Raw genomic sequence first — 1648 nt, 5'->3', positions numbered from 1 at the left:
ATAGCCAGGATTTCAGGGTTAGAGATAGAGATTTTTCTCCAGCGAAAGTAGCTGAAGATTTTCTTTTTCTGTGAATATTATGAGTCCGTTTACGAACCTGCTATGGATATTGTCGTGTAATCGTCGGGAATAGCTGGTTGTAATGCCTGAAGGCAAAGAAACCACTGATAAAACCGGTGTGGGGCATGCTGGTAAAGAAGGGCCAGCTCAGGAACTTGATTTTGGTATCAATCGGTCAGAGCTAGATGAACCTGAAGAGCTGAAATCCTCAGACGGAACCAGCAGGTTCAGGCTTTTTCAGGAGGTTATAACTCAACTCTGTATGCTGGAAGGCTATCAACATCTTGCTATCAAATGTTACGAACTTCCGAAGCCTAAAACTCAGCGAACCGCATATACCAACAAAGTTACGGGGGAGCCCCGAGTCTTCCATGCAGCTTATATCCGTTATGTTGGCCTGCCCCTGCTAGTTGTTGAAGTGGATATGGATGACTATGCGCCCAAAAGAACCCTGAGTACCAGAGTTTTTGGCTTCAGGAGCGATGCCAGAAAAAGCTTTCGGGAAATTATGCAGGCCTGCTCAGATAATGGTGTTATCTGGGATTCTAAAGTCATTAATCGGTTGTGTGGAGTAAGTGCCACTGCCAAACATCCACACAGAGAGACTACGGCGAAAGGGGAAATGCAGAGTAAACGGGTTCGAACGTCATCTGAATATAAAGATGCTTGGGTATCAGCTCTTGATAGGGCCGTAGTTCGTACCAGTCAGCAAGCAAGTAAGATGGCTTATGCTTCTTCATAAGATTTATTACTCCGGTTTCCTGACAGAATAAGATCAAGCGATGCGTTGTATGCTCATTTTCGTTAGTATATCGTCGTATGCATACTTCTAGGAAAGTGCCATGGGAAAGGAGCTCGATCAGAAGAAGCTCAGGGAGGCAAGGCATAAGCAGGAAGTTGTGTCTGTCTCTGCTATAGCTTCAATGGTTGTGTAGAGCATGAGGAAAGACAGAACAGATATATGGGCTCAGTTAAACCTGAGCCAGCATGACCAAGAAAAAATCCGTAGCTTCTTCACTGAGGAAGTAGGGATCAATGCAAGTTTTCTGCTGAGAAATATGCACATCACGGTCTACCACAGTCGGCGACCAATGCCAAGGGTTTCCGATATCAAAGAAGGCTCTTTTCGGATTCCAGACTGTTGAACTATCCTTTGCTGGAAAAGTAGCAGCAGCAGGGTTATTCATGAATATAGGACGAATTTCCGATCTCATCAGCAATGAAACCTGTTATGAAATGATCCGCGAGAACCGATGGCCTGATGATATTGTTCGCTGCCCGCACTGTGATTCTGACCATATCAAAAAGAATGGACACGACAATGTACAAATAGAGTGCCAGCACTATTACTGCAAAAACTGTAAGCGTTATTTTGATGACCTGACAAACACGGTTTTCTCTGGACATCACCAGCCGCTCAAGGTCTGGGTTGCATGCCTCTATTTAATGGGGCTGAATGTCTCCAACAATCAGATTGCTCAGGAACTCGATCTGTGCCCCAGCGATACACATCACATGACCACGGTACTACGAACAGGTGTGGTTGATCGAAAGCCTGAGGTCACTCTTGAGGGGGAGGTTGAGTTTG

General features: G+C 45.3%; 3 protein-coding genes. 2 read left to right on the top strand and 1 reads right to left on the bottom strand.

The window, feature by feature from the left end:
* Positions 1-142: 142 nt before the first annotated feature.
* Positions 143-802 carry a Tn7-like element transposition protein TnsE gene (locus tag CX664_RS24820; RefSeq protein ID WP_101749267.1) on the top strand — a complete coding sequence of 220 codons (660 nt, stop codon included), beginning with the start codon at positions 143-145 and terminating at the stop codon, positions 800-802.
* 229 nt (positions 803-1031) lie between these two features.
* Here CX664_RS24820 and CX664_RS24815 read toward each other — a convergent pair whose 3' ends face one another.
* Complete coding sequence (locus CX664_RS24815) at positions 1032-1247, bottom strand: hypothetical protein (RefSeq protein WP_101749266.1); 216 nt, start codon at positions 1245-1247, stop codon at positions 1032-1034.
* Between CX664_RS24815 and CX664_RS24810 the strand changes: the two genes are divergently transcribed.
* Positions 1246-1648 (top strand): IS1/IS1595 family N-terminal zinc-binding domain-containing protein (locus CX664_RS24810; protein WP_146000349.1); only part of this gene is annotated, 403 nt, incomplete at its 3' end. The genes CX664_RS24815 and CX664_RS24810 overlap by 2 nt on opposite strands.

It is taken from the genome of Endozoicomonas acroporae (assembly GCF_002864045.1).
GTDB classification, from domain to species: Bacteria; Pseudomonadota; Gammaproteobacteria; order Pseudomonadales; family Endozoicomonadaceae; genus Endozoicomonas; species Endozoicomonas acroporae.
Note: the sequence above shows the minus strand (reverse complement) of the source record. Positions and strands in the feature narration are given on the sequence as shown.

Bases quoted from the DNA above. Each gene is read 5' to 3' on its own strand.
- CX664_RS24820 (WP_101749267.1), top strand. From the start codon at position 143: ATGCCTGAAGGCAAAGAAACCACTGATAAAACCGGTGTGGGGCATGCT.
- CX664_RS24815 (WP_101749266.1), bottom strand. From the start codon at position 1,247: ATGAATAACCCTGCTGCTGCTACTTTTCCAGCAAAGGATAGTTCAACA.